Annotated in this window: 14 protein-coding genes; 6 read left to right on the forward strand and 8 right to left on the reverse strand. The window is 65.0% G+C overall.

The window, feature by feature from the left end:
- Positions 1–14 precede the first annotated feature (14 nt).
- From zapD to ACI48I_RS10470, 3 genes are all read right to left on the reverse strand, one after another.
- The gene (gene zapD / locus ACI48I_RS10460; RefSeq protein WP_193686968.1) at positions 15–770 is read right to left on the reverse strand and encodes a cell division protein ZapD; all 756 of its coding nucleotides are present in this window, start codon (positions 768–770) and stop codon (positions 15–17) included.
- A 64-nt stretch (positions 771–834) separates the two neighbouring features.
- Complete coding sequence (gene coaE, locus ACI48I_RS10465) at positions 835–1482, reverse strand: dephospho-CoA kinase (protein ID WP_498574124.1); 648 nt, start codon at positions 1480–1482, stop codon at positions 835–837.
- A 3-nt stretch (positions 1483–1485) separates the two neighbouring features.
- Positions 1486–2349, reverse strand: coding sequence for a prepilin peptidase (locus tag ACI48I_RS10470; protein WP_498574125.1), 864 nt, complete (start codon positions 2347–2349; stop codon positions 1486–1488).
- 218 nt (positions 2350–2567) lie between these two features.
- Here ACI48I_RS10470 and ACI48I_RS10475 point away from each other — a divergent pair, with 218 nt between their 5' ends.
- Positions 2568–3746 (forward strand): pyridoxal phosphate-dependent aminotransferase, encoded by a 1179-nt coding sequence (locus tag ACI48I_RS10475; RefSeq protein ID WP_193686965.1) that lies wholly within the window; start codon positions 2568–2570, stop codon positions 3744–3746.
- Positions 3747–3809: 63 nt separating this feature from the next.
- On the opposite strand, the gene ACI48I_RS10480 is transcribed toward ACI48I_RS10475, so the two are convergent.
- The 5 genes from ACI48I_RS10480 to uraH form a co-directional block, all read right to left on the reverse strand.
- Entirely contained in the window at positions 3810–4508 is a 699-nt protein-coding gene (locus ACI48I_RS10480) for a hypothetical protein (protein ID WP_498574126.1), read from the reverse strand.
- A 68-nt stretch (positions 4509–4576) separates the two neighbouring features.
- Complete coding sequence (locus tag ACI48I_RS10485) at positions 4577–5812, reverse strand: type II secretion system F family protein (protein WP_498574529.1); 1236 nt, start codon at positions 5810–5812, stop codon at positions 4577–4579.
- Between the two features lie 8 nt (positions 5813–5820).
- Positions 5821–7545, reverse strand: coding sequence for a type IV-A pilus assembly ATPase PilB (gene pilB, locus ACI48I_RS10490; protein ID WP_193686963.1), 1725 nt, complete (start codon positions 7543–7545; stop codon positions 5821–5823).
- Positions 7546–7844: 299 nt separating this feature from the next.
- On the reverse strand, positions 7845–8402 hold the full coding sequence (locus ACI48I_RS10495) for a ClpP family protease (protein ID WP_193686962.1): 558 nt from the start codon (positions 8400–8402) through the stop codon (positions 7845–7847).
- 69 nt (positions 8403–8471) lie between these two features.
- Complete coding sequence (gene uraH, locus ACI48I_RS10500) at positions 8472–8825, reverse strand: hydroxyisourate hydrolase (protein WP_498574127.1); 354 nt, start codon at positions 8823–8825, stop codon at positions 8472–8474.
- 109 nt (positions 8826–8934) lie between these two features.
- On the opposite strand from uraH, the gene puuE reads away from it, so the two are divergent.
- The 5 genes from puuE (at position 8935) to guaD (ending at position 16261) form a co-directional block, all read left to right on the forward strand.
- Positions 8935–9906: an allantoinase PuuE gene (gene puuE, locus ACI48I_RS10505; RefSeq protein WP_498574128.1), complete on the forward strand. Its 972-nt coding sequence runs from the start codon at positions 8935–8937 to the stop codon at positions 9904–9906.
- 83 nt (positions 9907–9989) lie between these two features.
- On the forward strand, positions 9990–11468 hold the full coding sequence (gene xdhA / locus ACI48I_RS10510; RefSeq protein WP_193686959.1) for a xanthine dehydrogenase small subunit: 1479 nt from the start codon (positions 9990–9992) through the stop codon (positions 11466–11468).
- A 10-nt stretch (positions 11469–11478) separates the two neighbouring features.
- Positions 11479–13818, forward strand: coding sequence for a xanthine dehydrogenase molybdopterin binding subunit (xdhB, locus tag ACI48I_RS10515; RefSeq protein ID WP_498574129.1), 2340 nt, complete (start codon positions 11479–11481; stop codon positions 13816–13818).
- Positions 13818–14942, forward strand: coding sequence for a xanthine dehydrogenase accessory protein XdhC (xdhC, locus tag ACI48I_RS10520; RefSeq protein ID WP_498574130.1), 1125 nt, complete (start codon positions 13818–13820; stop codon positions 14940–14942). The genes xdhB and xdhC overlap by 1 nt, the downstream gene beginning before the upstream one ends.
- Positions 14942–16261 carry a guanine deaminase gene (gene guaD / locus ACI48I_RS10525; protein ID WP_498574131.1) on the forward strand — a complete coding sequence of 440 codons (1320 nt, stop codon included), beginning with the start codon at positions 14942–14944 and terminating at the stop codon, positions 16259–16261. The genes xdhC and guaD overlap by 1 nt, the downstream gene beginning before the upstream one ends.
- Positions 16262–16435 lie beyond the last annotated feature (174 nt).

A 16435-nucleotide genomic window follows, 5' to 3' on the forward strand; every position in this document is an offset into this window, starting at 1 on the left:
AGTACGATAAAACCTTAAAAATTACAGAGCGTCAGCTCGAAGGGCACGTCTTCTTCCAGCGACTTCGGCTTCAAATCCCCACCCTGGGTTGTAAACCGCACCCACAGCATGTATTTGTTGGCCGAGATCTCGGGAATTGCACCCAGCGTCTCGTCCAGGCCGAGGCGCAGCATGTGATAGACCTTTCCCTGCAGCATTTGCTGATAGCTGCCGGCGGTCGCGATCATTTTAGTCGGACGGCCGGAATCGCGCAGGAGGCGCAGCACCAGTGCGAGCGCGTCGAACAGGGGAGCGAGCGGGCCGAACCAGCCCATGATGTCGGCGTAGCGCTGTTCGGTCGGGCGTTTCTGCCAGGCGTAGTAGGAGGGCAGATCGAATTCGCAGGCGCCGCCGGGGATGATGGTGCGGCCGCGGATGCTCATCAGCCACTCGTTGTCGCGCACGTTCTGGCCCGTCTTGCCCTGGGTTGCCACGAGGGCGCTGCTGACCTGGTCGAGTTCGCCCAGGATGGCATCGAGCGCCTCGGGCGCCACGTTCGGATTGCTGCGGTAGGCCAGCAGGCTCTGCTTCTGGCGTTCGAGTTCCTGCAGCAGGTCGGATTTCAGGTCGGCGCGGCCGGCCACTTCCAGCATGTCGAAGATCGTCGAGAGCGCGACGTGGTGCTGCATCGCATGTTCCTGGCGTACGAAGAACTTGAACTTCTCATACAGGTCTTCCAGCCGCAACAAGGTACGAATGCGCTCGTTGAAAGGATATTCGTAGACGATCAAAGTGACATTCCCCTGGATGTGGACTGGCGAGCAACTCCGTGATTCTGAACCATGCGGAGCAAAATTACAAACCCTGCATGGATGAAGCGGCCAAGCGGGCGGCTTCATCCATATAAAACGCGTGCAGGCGTGCGACCTGGGGCGTCAATGCCTCCAGTCCATCGTCGTTGACGACGACGTCGTCGGCAGCCGCCAGGCGCTGCGCGCGCGTGACCTGGGCCGCCATGATGGCGCGCACCTGGGCTTCCGACAGATTATTTCTGGCCATCACGCGCGCGACTTGGGTCTCTTCCTTGCAGTCGATTGCAAGGATGCGCGACACGCGCGCGCGCCAGCTGCCCGACTCGATCAGCAGCGGCACCACGAAGATGACGTAGGGGCCGGTGGCGATCGCAGCCGCGGCGGCCGTCGCCTCCCGGATGCGCGGGTGCAAAATGGCTTCCAGCCGGGCCCGGGCGCCGGGATCCGTAAACACCAGTTCGCGCATCTTCGCGCGGTCGAGTGCGCCGTCCGGCGTCGCAAAGCCCTCTCCGAATTCCGTCAGAATTGCCGGCATGGCCGACCCGTGCGGAGCGGTAAGGGCGTGGGCGATGGCGTCGGTGTCGACCAGCGAGGCGCCGAGCGCGCCGAACATGTCGGCCACCGTGGTCTTGCCGCAGCCGATGCCGCCGGTCAGGCCGACGGAAAATGAGAGTGCCTGGCCGGGTTTCATGATTTACGCAAGGAGGCCCTGGAAGATGCTGCCGATCTGCTCGCCGTAGAGCAGGGCGATCATGCCGGCGGCGGCCAGATACGGTCCGAACGGGATCGGCTTGTCGCGGCCGCGGCGCGCGAACACGATCAGGCTGATGCCGACGATCGCGCCCACCACCGAGGATAGCAGGATTATGGTCGGCAGCATCGCCCAGCCCAGCCAGGCGCCGAGCGCGGCGAGCAGCTTGAAGTCGCCATAGCCCATGCCTTCCTTGCCGGTCACCAGTTTGAACAGCCAGTACACCGCCCACAGCACCAGGTAGCCGGCCGCCGCGCCGATCACGGCGTCGCGCAGCGGCACGAAGGTGCCGTTCAGGTTGACCAGCAGACCCATCCACAGCAACGGGAAGGTCAGGTCGTCCGGCAGCAGCTGGGTGTCGACGTCGATGAAGGTCATCGCGACCAGCAGCCAGGCGAACACCAGGGTCGCCATGCCGGCCACGCCGGACCCGAAAGTCCAGACCAGCAGGGCCGACAGGACGCCGGTCAGCAGTTCGACGGCCGGATAACGTGCCGAGATCGGGGCCTTGCACTTGCGGCACTTGCCGCGCAGCGCCAGCCAGCTGATCACGGGAATGTTTTCCAGCGCCGTGATCTGGTGCCCGCAGTGGGGACAGGCGGAGCGCGGCACCATCAGGTTGTAGCGGTCGGTATGCGGAAGTTCCTTGCCGCTTTCGTGGGCCACGTAATTGTCGGACTCGCGCTGCATCATCTTCGGAATGCGGTGGATTACCACGTTCAGGAAACTGCCGATCAGGAGGCCCAGCAGGCCGGCAACCAGGGTAGGACCGAGCGAGCCCGGGGCGGCGAAGAGAAGAGTTTCCAATGCAGGCTTCCGAAAATGGTAAATGGTTCCGTAGATCAACCTATTTTAGGGTGTTTCCGGTGTTTTGGCGAAGAGACTTGCGTTGGAGTGCAATGGTGCATTCGGCCTGTCGCGCCATTGCAGCACGGCGCGACCGCCAACCGGGGGGCGCACCGGCCGGCGCGTTTCCCGGCACGCCTATAAAATGCGTCACGCACAGTCTCTATCGAAAAGCCACCATGAAAATCTCGCAACGCGCCCAGTCCGTCGATCCTTTCTTCGCCATGGAATTCGGCAAACGCGCCGCCGCCCTGGAAGCGCAAGGGCATGAAGTCATCAAGCTCAGCCTGGGCGAGCCCGATTTCGGCCCGCCGCCGGCCGTGCTGGAGGCGGCGGGCAAGGCCGTGGAGGGCGGTTCGCTGCCCTATACCGCGGCCCTGGGCATCCCGGCCCTGCGCGAGGCGATTGCCGGTTTCTACCTGCACGAGCATGGCGTCACCCTAAACCCGCACCGGATCATTGTCACCGCCGGCGCTTCGGCGGCGCTGCTGCTGGTGTCCGCGGCGCTGGTCGACCCGGGCGACGAAGTGATCGTGGGCGACCCCTCATACCCGTGCAACCGCCAGTTCATGAGCAGCTTCGGTGCGCAAGTAAAGCTCGTCAGCACCGATGCGGACACCCGCTTCCAGCTCGATGCCGCCAGCGTGCGCGCCAACTGGACGCCGCAGACGAAAGGGCTGATGGTCGCCACGCCCTCGAACCCGACCGGCACCTCGGTGCCGCCCGACGAACTGCGCGCGATCTGCGCATGGGCGCGCGAGCACGGCGCCTGGCGCATCGTCGACGAGATCTACCTGAACCTGGGCGACCGCGACGCCGCAGGCCGCCCGCCGCAGACGGTGCTCGCCTTCGACGACGACGCCATCGTCATCAACAGTTTTTCCAAGTATTTCGGCATGACCGGCTGGCGTCTCGGCTGGACCGTCGTGCCCGAAGCGCTGGTGCCGACCATGGAGAGACTCGCCCAGAATTACTATATCTGCGCCTCGAACCTGTCCCAGCAGGCAGCGCTGGCCTGTTTTACGCCCGCATCGCTGGCCGTCTGCGAAGAGCGGCGCGTCGAGTTCGCGCGGCGGCGGGAACTGGTGCTCAAGGGCCTGGCGGGGATCGGCCTGCCGGTACCGGTGCCGCCGGACGGCGCCTTCTATGTCTATTTCGACGTGAGCGGGACGGGTTTGACGTCCTGGCAGTTCTGCGAGCGCGTACTGGAGGAAGTGCACGTGGCGCTCACGCCGGGCAAGGACTTCGGAAATGTAGGCGCGGACCAGTACGTGCGCCTGTCCTACGCCGCCAGCGCCGAACACCTGCAAGAGGCGATCCGGCGCCTTGGCGCCTTCATGGATCGCCTGCGCAGCTAAGGGATTACCGGGCGCCTGGCGCGGATGCAGGTTCGTGGAGCGTGGGGCCTCGTCGTCGATGACTCAAGCCAGGATGTTGACCGCCCGCGCCGCCACCAGGCCGACCGTCAGCAGCGAGGCGCTTGCCTGCACCATGAAGAGGATCTTGACGCGCGCCGTCAGCGGCACCGTGTCCGTCGGCGAAAAGGCCGTCGCATTGGTAAAAGAGACAAACACATAATCGAAAAATCCCGGCGTCCATTCCTGCCCGCCCGGGCAACCGGAGCCCATCTGCGGAAACATGAAATCGGCCACCGGCTCCTTTGCCGCATCGCGGCCCGCCGGGCCGCCGCGGTCGAGGTTCCAGAACCACAGGGCGAACACGACCACGTTGGTGAGCCAGATGTTCAGCGCATCGACCAGCAGGCTTTGCCCGGTGGTTCCTTTCGCACCGTACAGCAGCGCGTGGAGCACGACGAACAGGGCCTGGAAGTTGATGAGGGTGATCAGCGCGGTCAGCACGATGGCGGCGCGCCGGATGATGCGCCGATGGTGGTGGATCCGGATCCAGTGATGCTCGCGGGTGGCCTTGCGCATCTGGCCGTGGTTCCAGGCGGTGGCGACGGACAGCGGCACCAGCAGCGCCACCTCGACCACGGAGGCGAGCCACCACGGGAAGATGGTCAGGTTGTTGATCAGGACGGCGTTCAGGGCCGCCGTGACCAGGATGGCGCCACGTGCGATCCAGAATTCGCGCATGTTCCGTTCGAGGTTCTTTCGCATGCGAAGAGTATGCATGCAATCCGTGCGGGCATGCGCCCGCGGAGGATGACAGTGTCGAAAGGGACCGTTTACACCACCGAACCGAGCTTGAAGATCGGCAGATACATCGCCACCACCAGCCCGCCGATCAGCGTACCCAGGATGACCATGATCATTGGCTCCATCAGCGAGGACAGGGCGGCGACGGCTTCGTCGACTTCGTCCTCGAAGAAGTCCGCGACTTTACCGAGCATGCCGTCCAGCGCACCCGATTCTTCGCCGATGGCGACCATCTGCGTCACCAGGCTCGGGAACACGTTCACGTTCTGCATCGCCATCGTCAGGCTGGTGCCGGTGGAGACTTCGGTCTGGATGCGGCGGGTGGCATCGAGGTAGACCGCGTTGCCCGAGGCGCCGCCGACCGAGTCGAGGGCTTCGACCAGCGGCACGCCGGCCGCGAACATGGTCGCCAGGGTGCGCGTCCAGCGCGCGATGGTCGCCTTGCGGATCACGTCGCCGAAGATCGGGATGCGCAGCAGCAGGCGGTCCATGGCCTGCTGCATTTTCAGCGAGCGGCGCCAGGACTGGAAGAAGAAGTAGATCGAGCCGAAGATCGAGCCGAAGATCAGGTACCACCATTCGACGAAGAATTCGGACATCCCCATCACGATCAGGGTCGGCGCGGGCAGGTCGGCGCCAAAGCTCTGGAACACGGATTTGAAGGCCGGCACCACCCAGATCATGATCACGGCGACCACGATGAAGGCGACCGCGAGAATGGCGATCGGGTAGGTGAGGGCGGACTTGATCTTGGACTTCAGGGCCAGCGTCTTTTCCTTGTAGACGGCCAGGCGGTGCAGCAGGTCTTCCAGGATGCCGGCCTGTTCGCCGGCGCCGACCAGGTTGCAGAACAGCGGGTCGAAATAGCGTGGGTACTTGCGGAAGGCGTTGTTCAGGCTGGTGCCGGTCTCGATGTCGGCGCGGATGTCGAGGATCAGTTTCGCCATCGAGGGATTCGCATGGCCCTTGCCGACGATGTCGAAGGCCTGCAGGAGCGGCACGCCGGCCTTCATCATCGTCGCCAGCTGGCGCGTGAACATGGTCAGGTCCTTGTCGGTGATCTTCTTGCCGCTGCGGTAGACGCGCTTCTTGACCTTGGTGACCATGATGCCCTGGCGGCGCAGCGTCACGTTGACGATCGCCTCGCCGCCGGCGCGCAGCTCGCCGCGCACGGTCTTGCCGGCCTTGTCCTTGCCTTCCCAGGCGTAGACCGCTTCCTTGACTTGCGCGCCGCCGCGGCTTCGGGTGGTGAGGGATTGAGCCATCATGAATCCTATTCGTTGGTACAGCCGAGCACTTCTTCGAGGCTGGTCAGCCCCTGTTTTACTTTCATCAGGCCCGAGCGGCGCAGCGAATTGACGCCGTCCTTCTCGGCCTGGGCGGCGATCTGCATCGAATTCCCGTTCGCCAGGATCAGGGCTTCGATCGCCGGGCTGATCGGCATGAGCTGGTAGATGCCGACCCGGCCCTTGTAGCCGGAACCGAGGCAGCGTTCGCAGCCGACCGGGCCGTAGGGCGTCCAGTCGTCCTGCAGGTCGCCTTCGCGGTAGCCGGCCGCCAGCAGCGCTTCGCGCCCCATTTCGAGCGGCTGCTTGCAGTTACAAAGGCGACGCGCCAGGCGCTGCGCCGTGATCAATATCACCGAGGAGGCGATATTGAACGGCGCCACGCCCATGTTCATCAGGCGCGTCAGCGTCGAGGGCGCGTCGTTGGTGTGCAAAGTCGAAAACACCATGTGGCCGGTCTGGGCCGCCTTGATCGCGATGTCGGCCGTTTCCAGGTCCCGGATCTCGCCGACCATGATGATGTCGGGATCCTGGCGCAGGAAGGATTTCAGGGCCACCGGGAAGGTGAGGCCGGCGCGATCGTTGACGTTGACCTGGTTCACGCCCGGCAAATTGATCTCGGCCGGGTCTTCCGCGGTCGAGATGTTGATGCCGGGTTTATTCAGCACGTTCAGGCAGCTGTACAGCGAGACGGTTTTACCGGATCCGGTCGGCCCGGTCACCAGCACCATGCCGTAGGGGCGGGAAATCGCATCGAGCAGGATCGCCTTCTGGTCGGGGTCGTAGCCGAGGGCGTCGATGCCCATCTGCGCCTGGGTCGCGTCCAGGATACGCATGACGGTCTTTTCGCCGAACAGGGTCGGCAGCGTGCTGACGCGGAAGTCGATGGTGCGCGTGGCTGACAGGATCAGGCGCATGCGGCCATCCTGCGGCACGCGCTTTTCCGAGATGTCGAGTTTGGCCAGGACCTTGATGCGCGAGACCAGTTTGTCGCGGATCGAGAGCGGCGGCATCGCGTGGTCACGCAGCACGCCGTCGACGCGCATGCGGATCCGGTAGTATTTTTCGTAGGGCTCGAAGTGGATGTCCGAGGCGCCCAGCTGCACCGCGTCCATCAGGATCTTGTTCAGGAAGCGCACGATCGGCGCGTCCTCGACCTCATTCTGCGATTCGACCGGCGCGGCCGTCTGCTCTTCCTCGGCGAACTCGATGTCGGCGTCGTCGCCGACCATGTCGTTCAAGTTCTGTTCGGCGCTTTTGGTGAGCGTGGCCAGCAGTGCCAGCAGGGCGTCGTGGGCGACGATCACCGGCTCGACCGCCGCTTCGCTCTGGAACTTGATCTGGTCCAGGGCTTGCGTATTCGTCGGGTCGGAAATGGCGACCGACAGGCGGTTGCCGCGCTTGGCCAGGGCGACCACGCGCTGGGCCGCCATCAGCTTGGCGTCGATCGCAGCTTCCGGCAGCGACTCGATGCTGAAGGTCGACAGGTCGAGCAGCGGATAGCCGAACGTCTCGGCGCAGAAGGCGGCCAGGGAGGAGGCGTCGAGCGCCCGGTCGGCGATGATGGCGTCGATGAAGGCGCTGCGGTCGCCCGCGGCCTTCTTCTGCAGCGCGTCAGCCTGCTGCGCCGTCAGGCGCCCGGCTTGCACCAGCGCGCGCGCGAGCCCGGACATCGGGGTGCCTGAAGTCGCGTGCGGGAGGACTGCTGCCATATGAGCCGGGTCAGTAGAGGAAGGACAAGAGGGCCGCCCAAGCTGTTTCGAGGCGGCATGCTACTCGGATGATGCCTACAGGCATCAACTTTGTAAAGCGTTTCAACAGGTGCCAGATGCGTACGCGCCACGTAGACAAAATGCCATGACGTCGCTGGCACGGGAGTATGTTGGCGTTTCGATCAAGGGTGTTGGCGGTACGTCAACAGAGAGGAGGGCGACTGCTTATCGGATGGCTTAAGGTGGGCACAGCGCCCCGCCAGCTGCCGGGTCAGCTCGTCCATGATCAAAGTCTGTGATCAATTCCACCAGTGCGTGGTTGCGCCCATTTCAGGCAGCCGCGCCTGGACCGCTTCATGGATCAGGCCGGCGCGCACGGCCTGGTCGGCCGTGTAGATGCGTGCATTGCCGAACAGGTGAGGGCGGATGTCGTGCGCTTCCGGCGCGCCCTGGGTCGCTTCGTCGAAGATGCTGGCATAGCGTTCGGCGTCGAAGTCGAGGCATTCGCGCCACTCGGACACGCGCGAATGGTCGGCTGCCACCAGGTTGCCGAAGCCCCAGTGCAGGGGATGGACGAGAAAACGCGCGCCCGGACAGGCGTAGCGCTTGGACCCGGCGAGGAAGATGACGACGCCGACCGATTCCACGCTGCCGATGTTGAAGGTAGTCAGCGGAATCGGCAGCGATTTCAGGAAGAAATAGAGCGCGAAGCCGGCCGTCATGTTGCCGCCCTCGGTCGACATATGGAGCTCGATCTCGGTGGCCCCATTCTGCAAGGCCTGCAGGCACAGGTTGCGCACGCTGCAGGCGGAGTTATGGTGGATCGGCCCGATGAAATGAACGATGTGCAAAGCCATTGGCGCTCCTGTCGTGAATGCTCAGGATAACCATTTCTCGCGTGCGCAGGCGCTCGCTTTCGCCGGGCCTCAGCTGCCGCGGTAGGTCGAGTACGACCAGGGCGTCACGACCAGCGGCACGTGGTAGTTCTGGCTCGGGTCGGCAATGCCGAAGGCGATCGTCACGCGATCGACGAAAGGCGGATCCGGCAATACGACGCCTTGCGCCGCGAAATAGTCGCCCGCTGCAAATTCCAGTTCGTAGCGCCCGGCGCGCATGGCGTCGCCCGCCAGCAGCGGGGCGTCGCAGCGGCCATCGGCATTCGTCCTGGCCTGCGCCAGCAGGGCGCGGCCTGCGTCCGAGACGGCGTACAGCGCAATCGCCACGCCGGCCGCCGGACGGCCGTTCGCGGTGTCGAGCACGTGGGTGCTGAGTTTGCCCATCGCTTTCCCTATATGTTCGTGGTGAAGATATTTATTCTCCGGATCATATACCGATGGCGTTCCGTCAATATATGATCGGCGATATACCGCCCATCCTCGAGACTTTCCGATGCCTGCTGCTGATTTTTCCGGCTATCCGCGCGACCTGATCGGCTACGGCCGCACGCCACCCCATGCCCAGTGGCCCGGCGCGGCGCGCATCGCCCTGCAGTTCGTGCTGAACTACGAGGAGGGCGGCGAGAACTCGGTCCTGCACGGCGACCCGGCCTCGGAAACCTTCTTATCCGAGATCATCGGCGCCCAGGCCTTCCCGATGCGCCACATGAGCATGGAATCGCTCTACGAATACGGTTCCCGGGCCGGCCTGTGGCGCCTGCTGCGCATGTTCGAGGAAAGAAAACTGCCGCTGACCGTGTTCGGCGTGGCGATGGCGCTGCAGCGCAATCCGGAAGCGGTGGCCGCCTTCCGCGAGCTTGGCCATGAGATTGCCTGCCATGGCCTGCGCTGGATTTCGTACCAGAATGTCGACGAAGCCACCGAGCGCGCCCACATGGCCGAGGCAGTGGCCATCCTGCGCGAGCTCACCGGCGAGGCGCCGCTCGGCTGGTACACGGGCCGCGATTCGCCCAACACCCGTCGCCTCGTCGTCGAGCACGGCGGCTTTGCCTACGACGCCGATTACTATGGCGACGACTTGCCGTTCTGGGAGAAAGTGGCGCACACCGGGCCCGATGGCGCGCCGCTTGAAACGCCACACCTGGTGGTGCCGTATACCCTCGACACCAACGACATGCGCTTTTGCGCGATGCAGGGTTTTAACTCGGGCACCCAGTTCTTCGATTATCTGAAAGATGCCTTCGACGTGCTGTATGCGGAAGGCGACCCGAATGGCCTGAACGCGCCTAAAATGCTCTCGATCGGCCTGCATTGCCGCATCGTCGGGCGGCCGGCGCGCGCCGCCGCGCTGGCACGTTTCCTGGATTATGTGTTGCAGCACAAAAACGTATGGATCACGCGTCGCATAGATATCGCCGAGCACTGGAAAACTACCCATCCGTTCGCAGGTGATATATCCATTTGATGATAATCAAAATCTGTTTTTGGACATAGTTGGCCGCAGCTTCTACAAGGTATCCTTCACGCTGGCACCAATCCGAGGCAAGCATGGCCGAACCGATCCGCTTTTATTTCCGCAACGCCGTCCACGAAGTGAGCGGCGTGGCGCCGACGCAAACCATCCTGCAGCACTTGCGGGAGGATCTGCGCTGCACCGGCACCAAGGAAGGCTGCGCCGAGGGCGATTGCGGCGCCTGCACCGTGGTGGTCGGTTCGCTCGAGAACGGCGAGCTGGAACTGAAGGCGGTCAACTCCTGCATCCAGTTCACGCCCACGCTCGACGGCAAGGCGCTGTTCACCGTGGAGGATTTACAACTGCCGGACGGACGGCTGCACCCGGTCCAGCAGGCGCTGGTCGAGTGCCATGGCTCGCAATGCGGCTTCTGCACGCCGGGATTCGCGATGTCGCTGTGGGGCATGTACCTGAAGCAGGAAGGGCAAGCGCAAGGTCAGGCACCTGGGCGCTGCCAGGTCGACGACGCCCTGTCCGGTAATCTGTGCCGCTGCACCGGCTACCGGCCGATCATCGACGCCGCCGGACGCATGATGGAATTGCCGCGCGCCGAGTTCGACCGGGGCGCGGTGGCCGATGCGCTGCTTGCCCTCCAGCGCGGCGCAGGCGCGACCTATTCGCATGCGGGCAGCAGTTTCCACGCGCCGCGTACGCTCGCCGAGCTGGTGGCGCTGCGCGCCGAACACCCGCAGGCGCTGATCCTCGCCGGCTCGACCGATGTCGGCCTCTGGGTCACCAAGCAGATGCGCGAGCTGAACGACATCATTTATATCGGCAACGTGGCCGAGCTGAAATCGGTGACGCAGGCCGACGGTTTCCTCGAGATCGGCGCCGGTGTCACGCTGCAGGACGCCTACGCGGCCGTCTGCCGGCACTACCCCGACGAACTGTCGGAAATGTGGCAGCGCTTCGCTTCGCTGCCGATCCGGAATGCCGGCACGCTGGGCGGGAATGTCGCCAACGGTTCGCCGATCGGCGATTCGATGCCCTGGCTGATCGCGCTTGGCGCGCGCCTCGTGCTGCGCGGCGCTGGCGGCGAGCGCGAGCTGGCGCTGGAAGATTTTTATCTGGGCTACCAGCAGAAGGATTTGAAAGCCGATGAATTCGTCGCGGCGCTGCGCCTGCCTTTGCCGCGTCCAGGGGTCGCTTTCCGCACCTATAAACTGGCCAAGCGCTTCGACCAGGACATCTCGGCCGTGTGCGCCGCCTTCGCCCTCACGCTCGAAGGCGATGTCGTCAAAGAAGCGCGCATCGCCTTCGGCGGCATGGCCGCCACGCCCAGGCGCGCGGCAGGCGCCGAGGCGCTGCTGACCGGCCGCGTGTGGGATGAAACCGTTTTAAAGGAAGCCATGGCCGCGCTGGCGCAGGATTACGCGCCGCTGTCGGACATGCGCGCCTCAAACAGCTACCGCATGAAGGCGGCGCAGAACCTGCTGCGCCGCTTCTGGTTTGAAACCCGCCGCGACAATCCGCTGCCGCGCAGTGCAGTCAACGCGTTCGCCGCCACGGCCTGAGGAGATCACCATGAACGACGCAGGCGCACCAGCATTCAAGGCGGCGGCGTGGAGCGCCGTCGGCCGCGCCCGGCCGCACGAGTCGGCCACGCTGCACGTGCTCGGCCAGGCAACCTACACCGACGACATCGCGGAAACGGCGGGCACGCTGCATGCGGCGCTCGGCTTGTCGGCCAAGCCGCACGCGAACATCCTCGGCATCGACCTGGCGCCCGTGCGCGCGGCGCGCGGCGTGGTCTCGGTGCTGACCGTGAAAGACATCCCGGGAACCAACGACTGCGGCCCGATCATCCACGACGATCCTATCCTCGCCGACGGCAAAGTGGAATATGTCGGCCAGCCGATCTTCATCGTCGTCGCCGACACCCACGACAACGCCCGCCGCGCGGCGCGCCTGGCAAAAGTCGAGTACGAGGAACTGCCGGCCATCCTCACGCCGCAGGAAGCGCACGCCGCCAAATCCTATGTCGTGCCGCCGATGCGCCTGGCGCGCGGCGACGCCGAAACGGCTTTCGCGAACGCCCCGCACAAGGTGGCCGGCAAGCTGTATGTCGGCGGCCAGGAACAGTTTTACCTGGAAGGGCAGATTGCCTACGCCATCCCGGGTGAAGACAATGGCATGCTGGTGCAGTGCTCGACCCAGCACCCGAGCGAGATGCAGCACGTGGTCGCGCACGCGCTCGGCCTGCATTCGCACCATGTCGTGGTCGAGTGCCGCCGCATGGGCGGCGGATTCGGCGGCAAGGAATCGCAGTCGGCCCTGTGGGCCGCCGCCGCGGCGATTGCGGCGAATAAGCTGAAACGTCCGGTGAAACTGCGCGCCGACCGCGACGACGACATGCTCGTCACCGGCAAGCGCCACTGTTTTTACTATGAATATGAAGTCGGCTACGACCAGAGCGGCCGCATCCTGGCCGCGAAAGTCGACATGGTCTCGCGCGCCGGCTATTCCGCCGACCTGTCCGGTCCCGTCGCCACGCGCGCCGTCTGCCACTACGACAACGCCTACTATTTGTCCGACGTCGACATCCGCGCCGCCTGCGGCAAGACGAACACCCAGTCGAACACGGCCTTCCGCGGCTTCGGCGGCCCGCAGGGCGCGATCGCGATGGAATACGTGTTAGATGAGATCGCGCGCAACCTGCAAGTCGACGCGCTCGACATCCGCAAGATTAATTTTTACGGTAAAACCGAGCGCAACGTCACGCCCTACGGCCAGGCGGTGGTCGACAACGTCATCCACGAGCTGGTGGCCGAACTCGAGACCTCGAGCGAATACCGCGCGCGGCGCGCAGCCATTGCCGCCTTCAACGCCGGCAGTCCGGTGCTGAAAAAAGGACTCGCGCTCACGCCCGTCAAATTCGGCATCGCCTTCAACGTCACCCACCTGAACCAGGCGGGCGCGCTGGTGCACGTGTACGTCGACGGTTCCATCATGGTCAACCATGGCGGTACCGAGATGGGGCAGGGCATCAATACCAAGGTGATGCAGGTCGTCGCGCACGAACTGGGCGTGGACATGGATCATGTACGCGCCACCGCCACCAACACCAGCAAGGTGGCGAATACCTCGGCCACGGCGGCATCGACCGGCGCCGACCTGAACGGCAAGGCGGCGCAGGATGCGGCGCGCCAGATCAGGGAACGCCTGGCCGCCTTCGCGGCGAAAGAGTACGGCGGCGAGGTGGCGGACGTCCGTTTTGCGGCCGATACCGTCTTTGTGAACGGCATGGAAGTGCCGTTCCCGGCGCTGGTGCAAAAGGCCTACCTGGCGCGCGTGCAATTGTGGTCCGACGGCTTCTATGCCACGCCCGGCCTGTCCTGGGATGCGAAGACCATGAACGGCCGGCCGTTCTCCTACTTCGCCTATGGCGCGGCCGTCTCGGAGGTCGTGGTCGACACGCTCACCGGCGAATGGAAGCTGCTGCGCGCGGACGCGCTCTACGACGCCGGCAATTCGCTCAACCCCGCGATCGACATCGGCCAGGTCGAAGGCGCCTTCATCCAGGGCATGGGCTGGCTCACCACCGAGGAGCTGTGGTGGAACCCGGGCGGCAAGCTGATGACGCACGCACCCTCGACCTATAAAATTCCGGGCGTCTCCGACTGCCCGCAGGACTTCCGCGTGCGCCTGTTCGAGAACCGCAACGTCGAAGACAGCATCCACCGCTCGAAAGCGGTGGGCGAGCCGCCGTTGCTGCTGCCGTTCTCGGTGTTCTTCGCGATCCGCGACGCGATCTCCAGCGTGGGTGGGCACAGCGTCAATCCGCCCCTGAATGCGCCGGCGACGAGCGAGGAAATCCTCGACGCCATCGCCTTTGTCGAAGCGGCTGCCGCACGACGCGCGTGATGGACGACTGGCTGACAGCCGCGCAGTGCGCGCCGGCCGTGCTGGTCACGGTCGCCATCGTCGAAGGCTCCGTGCCGCGCGAGCCGGGGGCGAGGATGCTCGTCACGGCCCATGGCTTTGCCGGGACAATCGGGGGCGGGCACCTGGAGCACCGGGCGATCGAGATCGCGCGCGCCATGCTCATCGATGGCGGAGCGCCGAAGCTGGAGCGCTTCGCGCTGGGGCCGAGCCTGGGCCAGTGCTGCGGGGGGATTGCGCATCTCGTGTTCGAACCGATCGACCGCGACCAGATGGCCTTGCTCGATGGCCGACGCAATGTCGATACATGGCGCGTCATACCCGTAGGGTGGGCGGGGCAATTTCGGCCAATGGCCGGAATTGCGCCCACGCGTTCAGCCGCTGCTGGCGCTGTGATGCAATCCGATATTCATGCGTGCGCTGAACGCGTGGGCGGCAGAGCCGCCCACGCTACGTGGGCTTTATTCGACGCCGACGGTGTGCAACTCGCGGGCAATCCTGTCCCACCCTTCGATCGTCGCCTCGGCACTCAGGTCTTCACGGATGTGGACGGTAACCGCTGGCTCGCCGACGCCGTCCTCGCCCCGCGCGCCCACTTGATGCTGTTTGGCGCCGGCCACGTCGGCGCGGCCATCGTACGCGCGCTGGCCGACCTGCCTTGCCGCGTCACCTGGGTCGACGAGCGCGAGGACCTGTTCCCCGCCGAGGTCCCCACCAATGTGACGATCGAGGCCACCGACATCCCCGAGGCGCTGGTCGAACAAGCCGCGCCCGGCACCAGCTTTCTGGTCATGACCCACAGTCACGCACTTGACCTGCGCCTGTCAAACGCGATACTGTCCCGTCCCATATCGACGCAACTGAGGGACTGGTTCGGCCTGATCGGCTCCGAGACCAAGCGCCGCCAGTTCGAACACCGCCTGCGCGAGCGCGGCATTGCCGACGAGCGCCTCGCGGCCATGGTCTGCCCGATCGGCCTGCCCGGCATCGAGGGCAAGGCCCCGGCCGTGATCGCCGCCTCCGTGGCGGCGCAACTGCTCACCGTCTGGGAGGCGCTTGACCACGACGCCGCCAGCCACCTGCACCATTCTCCGGAATCCAGCTGATGTCCATCGCACCACATACCGTGCAAGCCTACCGTGCGAGCTTGCTGCATTTTCACGCCGACCCGGCTTTTACGGAGAACGCATATTCCTGGCACCAGGACGGCCTGCTCATCGTCGAAGACGGCCGTATCAAGGCGGCCGGCGACTACGCGGCGCTTGGCCCGACCCTGCCGGACGGCGTCGTTCCACACGACTACCGCGGCCAGATCATCACGCCCGGCTTCATCGACACCCACCTGCACTACCCGCAGACGGACATGATCGCCTCGCCCAGCGAAGGCCTGCTGCCCTGGCTCGAGACCTATACCTTCCCGACCGAGCGCCGGTTTTCCGATCCGGCGCACGCGCGCGCGACCGCAGAATTCTTCCTCGACGAGCTGACCCGCTGCGGCACGACCACAGCCGTCGTCTACTGCACCGTGCACCGCGAATCGGTCGACGCCTTCTTCGAAGCCAGCGAAGCGCGCAACCTGCGCATGGTGGCGGGTAAAGTGCTGATGGACCGGAATTGCCCGGACTTCCTGCGTGACGCAGAGGGGCAGATCGGCGAGAGCGAAGCCCTGATCAACAAGTGGCACAAGCACAATCGCTCGCTGTACGCGATCACGCCGCGCTTCGCGCCCACCTCCAGCACGGCCCAACTGGGTGCGATCGCGGAGCTGGCGAAGGCCTTTCCGGACACCTTCATCCAGACCCACGTCTCGGAAAACAAGGACGAGTGCAGCTGGGTGCGCGAGCTGTTTCCGGATTCGCGCAGCTACCTCGGCGTGTACGACGGCTATGGCCTGATGCGCCCGCGCGCGCTGTTCGGCCACTGCATCTGGCTCGATGACGAGGACTTCGCGCGGATGGCGGCGACCGGTTCGGCCGCATCAGTGTGCCCGACCTCGAACCTCTTCCTCGGCAGCGGCCTGTTCGATTTCGAAAAGGCAGACGGCGCCGGCGTGCAGGTCACGCTCGGCACCGACGTCGGCGCCGGCACCTCGTTCTCGATGCTGCAGACGATGAACGAAGCGTATAAAGTGGCGCGCCTGAAGGGCCGCCACCTGCCGGCGCTGCGCATGTTCTACCTCGCCACCCTGGGCGCGGCGCGCGCGATGGACCTGGAAGGCACGATCGGCAGCTTCGCCATCGGCGCGGAAGCGGACTTCATTGTCCTCGACCCGCAGTCGACGCCGCTGCTGGCGCGCCGCAGCAGCCATTGCAATACGCTGGAAGAGCAGTTGTTCGCGCTGGCGCTGCTGGGCGACGACCGCGCGATCCGCGCGACCTATGCCGCGGGCGCGAAAGTGCACGAACGCAGTGGAGCGCTTGCCTGATCCGTTATCGGTGTTTTAGATCCGCGTGGGCATGCCGACCCTGCTTCAAGCGACGGCCAGGGGCTTGCGTGCACCGTAGGGTGAGCATGCCCACGCGGATCATGTGTATCGATAGCACCGCAGGCGAGCGCCCACGTCTGCCGAGGTATGACATTGCCAACATCGAACGAAGCC

It is taken from the genome of Massilia sp. LXY-5 (genome assembly GCF_059801075.1).